This window comes from Thermotoga sp. (genome assembly GCF_021162145.1).
GTDB lineage: Bacteria > Thermotogota > Thermotogae > Thermotogales > Thermotogaceae > Thermotoga.
Window position 1 is genome coordinate 1 of sequence record NZ_JAGGZH010000075.1, and the last position, 6,113, is coordinate 6,113.

7 protein-coding genes and 1 pseudogene are annotated in these 6,113 nt (G+C 44.2%); 6 read left to right on the forward strand and 2 right to left on the reverse strand.

The genetic code is table 11. The features are described from left to right. Positions 1-603: M3 family metallopeptidase (locus tag J7K79_RS04955; RefSeq protein ID WP_296905774.1), on the forward strand; the 603-nt coding region annotated here is incomplete at its 5' end. 34 nt (positions 604-637) lie between these two features. On the opposite strand, the gene J7K79_RS04960 is transcribed toward J7K79_RS04955, so the two are convergent. Together J7K79_RS04960 and J7K79_RS04965 are read right to left on the reverse strand one after the other, a co-directional pair. Further along, positions 638-1,354 (reverse strand): YgcG family protein, encoded by a 717-nt coding sequence (locus J7K79_RS04960; RefSeq protein ID WP_296905776.1) that lies wholly within the window; start codon positions 1,352-1,354, stop codon positions 638-640. Next, positions 1,354-1,917, reverse strand: coding sequence for a LemA family protein (locus J7K79_RS04965; protein WP_296905778.1), 564 nt, complete (start codon positions 1,915-1,917; stop codon positions 1,354-1,356). The genes J7K79_RS04960 and J7K79_RS04965 overlap by 1 nt, the downstream gene beginning before the upstream one ends. Before the next feature lie 237 nt (positions 1,918-2,154). Here J7K79_RS04965 and rbsK point away from each other — a divergent pair, with 237 nt between their 5' ends. The 5 genes and pseudogenes from rbsK to J7K79_RS04990 all read left to right on the forward strand — a co-directional run. After that, complete coding sequence (rbsK, locus tag J7K79_RS04970; RefSeq protein ID WP_296905780.1) at positions 2,155-3,048, forward strand: ribokinase; 894 nt, start codon at positions 2,155-2,157, stop codon at positions 3,046-3,048. Next, complete coding sequence (locus J7K79_RS04975; RefSeq protein WP_296905782.1) at positions 3,045-4,058, forward strand: LacI family DNA-binding transcriptional regulator; 1,014 nt, start codon at positions 3,045-3,047, stop codon at positions 4,056-4,058. The genes rbsK and J7K79_RS04975 overlap by 4 nt, the downstream gene beginning before the upstream one ends. After that, positions 4,036-4,443: a D-ribose pyranase gene (gene rbsD, locus J7K79_RS04980; protein ID WP_296905784.1), complete on the forward strand. Its 408-nt coding sequence runs from the start codon at positions 4,036-4,038 to the stop codon at positions 4,441-4,443. Before J7K79_RS04975 ends, rbsD begins: the two co-directional genes overlap by 23 nt. Next, entirely contained in the window at positions 4,440-5,924 is a 1,485-nt protein-coding gene (locus J7K79_RS04985) for a sugar ABC transporter ATP-binding protein (RefSeq protein ID WP_296905786.1), read from the forward strand. Before rbsD ends, J7K79_RS04985 begins: the two co-directional genes overlap by 4 nt. Beyond that, positions 5,921-6,113: pseudogene (locus J7K79_RS04990) on the forward strand (ribose ABC transporter permease); the annotation flags it as partial. The gene J7K79_RS04985 and the pseudogene J7K79_RS04990, both read left to right, overlap by 4 nt.

A 6,113-nucleotide genomic window follows, 5' to 3' on the forward strand; every position in this document is an offset into this window, starting at 1 on the left:
ATGCATTCTTTTGAAACTCTAAGTCTTCCTGTCTTTTACAGGCCCTATAGAATGGAGGTTGCTGAACTTGCTTCGATGTCGATGGAACTCATTTCCATGGAATACTGGGACGAGTTTTACGAGGACGTGGAAGACCTCAAAAAAGCAAAGATTGAAGAACTCGAGGGAACTCTTTATTTCCTCCCGTGGTGTATGATCGTGGACGCCTTCCAGCACTGGATTTACACTAACCCGGATCACACGCCCAAAGAAAGGGATGAGTACTTTGCTTACCTGATGGACAGGTTCAATCCTGGAATAGACTGGTCAAATCTGGATGAAGAAAAGAAAACAAGGTGGCTCTTTCAACTTCACATCTTTGAGGTACCGTTCTATTACATCGAATACGGAATCGCACAGATCGGAGCCCTTGCAATTTACAGGAACTATCTGGAAAATCCAGAGAAGACTCTAAAAGATTATCAGAACTTTCTAACTCTGGGATGTTCGACACCGATAGACGAGGTGTACAGAGCGGCGGGAGCGGAACTCAATTTTTCAAGGGATTACATAAGGGAGATCGTCGATTTTGTAGCAGGACGGATCGAAGAAATAGAAGGATGAAGCCCCGACAGACCCGGGGCTCTATTTTACAAGATCACCATCCTCTTGATGCACCACCACCCCCAGAAGATCCTCCTCCGAAACCACCAGATCCCCCTGATCCGCCTCTGGGGCCACCAAATCCACCTGGAAATCTGGGACCTCTGTACCAGTATCCTCCCCTTCCTAGGATAGAAGAGAAGATGATAAACGCGATAACGATGATAATGATCGAAAGACCACTGATGTCTGTTCTTCTTTCGGGAAGTTCGGAAGTTTCCGTAAGTTCTACTCCGTACTCTTTGGCTACCTCTTTGGCAATCGCCAAATACCCGTAGTAAACACCTTTGTCATATTCTCCTTCTTTGAAGTAAGGGATCACGTACTCGTCGAGGATTCTCCCTGCCTTTCCATCTGGTATGGCTCCTTCCAAACCATAACCCACTTCTATCCTCAATTTTCTGTCGTTCATGGCAACAAGAAGAAGAACTCCGTTGTTCTTTTCTTTCTGACCTATTCCCCACTCCCTGAAAAGGCAATTTGCGTACTCCTCTACCGTAAAACCAGAAAGTGAGGGAACGATCACCACAACAACTTGAGCCGTTGTTTTTTCCTCTAATTCTTTTCCAACGGAGACGATCTTCCCCACCGTTTCTGAGTCCAGTACCCCCACATAGTCGTTTACGTACTTGTGCGAGGTGGGCTTTGGAAACTCAACGGAAAACAAAAGAACGAGCGTCGTGGCAAGGATCAAAAAAAATATCTTTCTCATCAGAACTTCACCTCTGGTACCTGCTCTGCTCCAGCTTTCGCTTCGAAGTACTGTTTCCCTTCGAATCCAAACAGGCGTGCAAAGATCACACCGGGAAACCTCTTTATAGCGGTGTTGTACCTTTTCACCGCTTCGTTGTAGTCTCTTCGAGCAACCGCGATCCTATTTTCCGTTCCAGCAAGTTCATCCATGAGCTGGCGGAAGTTGGCGTCTGCCTTGAGGGTGGGATAGTTCTCCGCTATGGCAAGAAGCCTTGAGAGGGCAGAAGAAAGTTCTGCATCAGCCTGAGCGCTCTCCTGTGGGGTTCTTGCACCTATGAGCTTTGCACGGGCGTTTGCCAATTCTTCGAAAATTTCTTTTTCGTGTGAGGCGTAACCCTTCACCGTTTCCACGAGGTTCGGTATGAGATCTGCTCGCCTCTGGAGTTGGTTTTGTATCTGACTGTATTTTTCCTCCACTTCCTGCTCCAGCGAGACAAGAAAGTTGTAATATCCGATCGTGGTACCGATGATGACGACCACCAAGATCAACACAATTATCAGAACAATGAGACTCTTCTTCACAGAGATCCCTCCTTCCACTCTTAACATGTTACCATGGAATTCCATGCTTTGGAGCTTTTCATTCGTGGATAATATGGAAAAAATCTGTTTTCTGATGATTAACAGAAATTATAAGTGTTTATGGTGGATTTTCTTCGTTTTTCTCAGGTTGACGTTTTGTTTTAATTTATGTTATCATTGTTGCGAAAACGATTTCGAAAACGTTTTCAAGAACTCCATACAAGGAGGCAAGCACAAATGATATCAATTGTGGGAAGCTCGAACATAGACATCGTCCTCAAGGTCGATCACTTTACCAAACCGGGTGAAACTCAAAGAGCACTCGAGATGAGCATTTTCCCCGGTGGAAAAGGGGCAAACCAGGCGGTGACAGTTGCAAAGATAGGAGAAAGAGGTTGCCACTTCCTGACATGTTTAGGAAACGACGATTATGCAAAAATCCTCTCGGATAATTTTGAAAGGCATGGAATAGAGGGGTACATCCAAGTAAATGTCCCTACTGGAAGAGCTTTCATAGAGGTGGACAAAAGCGGCCAGAACAGAATCATCATCTTTTCCGGTGCGAATGCCAAATTGAAGAAAGAGCTAATCGATTGGGAAGCGCTCTCTGAAAGTGAAATCCTTCTCCTTCAAAACGAGATCTCGTTTGAAACCTCCTTGGAGTGTGCAAGAAGGTTCAACGGTATCGTAATTTTCGATCCCGCGCCTGCGCAGGGAATAAATGAAGAGATCTTTCAGTACGTGGACTATCTCACACCGAACGAGGAAGAGATCGAAACCCTCTCGAAGGAATTCTTCGATGAGTTTTTGTCTGTTGAGAAAGCGGCTGAAAGGTTTTTGGAACTCGGCGTCAAGAACGTGATAGTAAAACTCGGCAATAAAGGGGCTCTCGTTGTGAGCAAGCGCAAAAAGGGGCATTTTCCAGCTTTCAAGGTAAAAGCTGAGGATACAACAGCAGCGGGGGATGTCTTCAACGGTGCCTTTGCTGTTGGGCTGGCAGAAGGCAAATGTCTCGAAGACGCTGTGCTCTTTGGAATGGCGGCGGCGGCTATATCTGTAACAAGGCCCGGGGCCCAGAGCTCCATACCTTCACGACAAGAAGTGGAAGAGTTTTTGAAGGTGAAATTATGAAAAAAGTGACCATAAGAGATATAGCACGTGAGGCAGGTGTTTCGCCTTCCACAGTTTCAAGAGTGATAAACAAAAGCGCACCGGTGAGAAAAGAGCTTGAGGAAAAGGTACTTGAGGTTATCAAGAAATTGGGATACACACCAAATTTGGTGGCACGAAGTTTGAGAAAAGGATACACCGACACAGTGGGATTCATCGTACCTGACATAACAAACCCATTCTTCTCGCTCATCGTTAAAGGAGCTGAGGATTTCTTTAAAAAGAAAAAGATCTCTCTGATTGTGTGTAGTTCAAACCATGATGTTAAAGAAGAAGAAAAGTTAATCGAGATGTTGGTTTCAAAGAAAATGGATGGATTGCTACTGGTAGGGGCAGGGAGTAACAACCGAGTATTGAGCGGCATCTTAAGTAAAGTGAAAGTGGTTTTTGTGGATAGGGTGTACGAAGGATACGATGCGCCGTATGTGGTTAGCGACAATTATAACGGTATGAAAAAACTTGTGTGGTATTTGGTGAAGACAGGACATAGATCGTTTGCCTTTCTGAATGGAGAAGAAGGAACGTACAGTGCTACGGAAAGGTTGAGAGGGTTTGTGGATGCTCTTAAAGAAGCTGGGATAAGTGACTATGTGGTGTTCTTTGGAAAGTTCACCTACGAAAGCGGTTTCTCACTTGTAAAGAAGTTAAGGAAGATTCCCGATGCTGTCGTCTGTGGAAACGACCTCATGGCGTATGGAGCAATAGATGCCCTGGAGGAAATGGGATGCGAGGTTCCCAGGAATGTGAGTGTCACCGGATTCGACGATCTGCCGTTCAGTAAGCATTACAAGCCATCACTGACAACGGTTAGACAACCTTTTCACGCGATGGGTTACGAGTCCGCAAAGATACTTCATTGGATGATAAGTGGGAAAAGCAGGAAGAATAAAAAGATCGTGCTTGAAACAGAGTTGATCATCAGAGAATCAACTAAAGGAGGGTCAGAGTATGAAACGAGCGGGAATCCTTAACTCCACTATATCCGAGATGGTGGCGAACATGGGACATACTGACATGCTGGCAATCGTCGATATGGGGTTCCCAATACCTGATGGAGCCAAAAAGGTAGATTTAGTGGTCGACAAGGGAAAACCCGGGCTTTTGGAAGTGGTGGAAGTTATTCTGAAAGAACTGGAAATTGAGAAAATCATCCTGGCTGAGGAGATGAACGAAAAAAATCCCGAAACTCGAGATTTACTGATTAACCTTATAAAGAAAAGCAATAATGATGTAAAAATAGAATTCATACCCCATGAAGAGTTCAAAAAGATTTCCAGAACTTCGAAAGGATTCGTAAGAACAGGAGCTGACAAACCGTATTCGAACGTCATTCTTGTGAGTGGGGTGATATTTTGAAATTGCTCGAAATGAAACAAATTACGAAGCGCTTTCCAGGGGTGGTGGCTCTTGACAAGGTGGATTTTGACCTGGAAAGGGGAGAGATCCACGCGCTCGTTGGAGAAAACGGCGCCGGTAAAAGTACTCTGATGAAAATACTATCGGGAATCCTCAAACCGGATGAGGGGAAGATCTTCTTGGATGGAAAAGAAGTGACTTTTAGCTCTATTCTCGAAGCGCAGAACCATGGGATATCGATGATTCATCAGGAGTTGAACCTCTGTGAAAACCTTACAGTGGCTGAGAACATCTTTTTGGGATTGGAGGAGAATTGGAACGTTTCGAGAAAAAATCTCGTAAGAAAAACTGGTGATCTCTTGGAACAGCTTGAATTTGATATTCAGCCTGATAAAAGGGTAGAAGAATTGAGTGTTTCGGAGAAGCAGCTGGTATCCATAGCCAAGGCCCTTTCCAGGAAAGTGAAGATTCTGATAATGGACGAACCAACTGCAACTATTACCGAACATGAGGTGAAAAGACTTTTCGAAATAATGCGTGATTTGAAGAAACGCGGAATCTCTATAATATTCATCTCACATCGTCTCGACGAAATATTTGAAATAGCAGACAGGGTCACTGTTTTGAGAGATGGGAAAAAGATAGGAACAGGAAGTTTGAGAGACTACGATCGTGACACCATTATACAGATGATGATAGGAAGGAAAATATCGGAAATGTATCCCAAATTTAACAAGTGTACAAAAGAGGTGCTTTTTGAAGTGGAGGAATTTTCTGTTCCAGGTTATGTAGAACCTCTTTCTTTCGAACTAAGAAAAGGGGAGATTTTCGGGATAGCTGGGCTGGTGGGTTGCGGTAAGAGTGAACTCGCTTTGGGACTTTTTGGAGCACTGAAACCCTCTTTCAAAAGGATGACACTTTTTGGAAAAGATATAACAAGATTGGATAGTCCTTTAGATGCTTTAGAAAATGGTATCGTCATGGTTCCAGAAGATAGAAAAACCCTGGGACTCATCCTTGAATTGAGCGTGATGAAAAACATTATCCTTCCAAATACAGACATTGTTTCACGATTCATGAAGATAAACTGGAAGCAATCGGCCAGGATCACTGAGCGTTTCGTAAGACAACTGAATATCAAGACTCCGTCTATCAAACAGCTGGTTAAAAATCTGTCAGGTGGTAATCAACAAAAAGTAGTGATAGCGAAATACCTGGCGAAGAAACCACGCCTTGCCGTGTTCGTAGAACCAACCCGTGGTATCGATGTGGGATCTAAAGTGGAAATTTATGAGCTGATGAACCACCTGGCAAACGAAGGAACTGGGATTATCTTCATTTCCTCCGAGTTACCGGAGATAGTGAATTTGTGCGATCGAGTGATGGTTATGCATAGAGGCAGAATGACAGCATTGTTGGAGAAAGACGAAATATCTCAAGAAAACATCATGAAAGCAGCAGTGGGGGTGCAAGCGAAATGAAAGGGATATGGAATCTTGTGAGGAGATACCCGGTAGTTGTTGGATTCATCGCACTGTTAGTTGTTCTGTCGATCCTTTCCGATAGATTTCTAACGATCTCTAATCTGCTCAACGTGTTGAGGCAAGTTTCCGTTCAAGCGATTATAGCCTTTGGAATGACTATCGTCATCATTTCCGGTGGAATAGACC

Coding starts and splice junctions, on each gene's coding strand:
- J7K79_RS04960 (WP_296905776.1), bottom strand. CDS start 1,354: ATGAGAAAGATATTTTTTTTGATCCTTGCCACGACGCTCGTTCTTTTG.
- rbsK (WP_296905780.1), top strand. CDS start 2,155: ATGATATCAATTGTGGGAAGCTCGAACATAGACATCGTCCTCAAGGTC.
- J7K79_RS04975 (WP_296905782.1), top strand. CDS start 3,045: ATGAAAAAAGTGACCATAAGAGATATAGCACGTGAGGCAGGTGTTTCG.
- rbsD (WP_296905784.1), top strand. CDS start 4,036: ATGAAACGAGCGGGAATCCTTAACTCCACTATATCCGAGATGGTGGCG.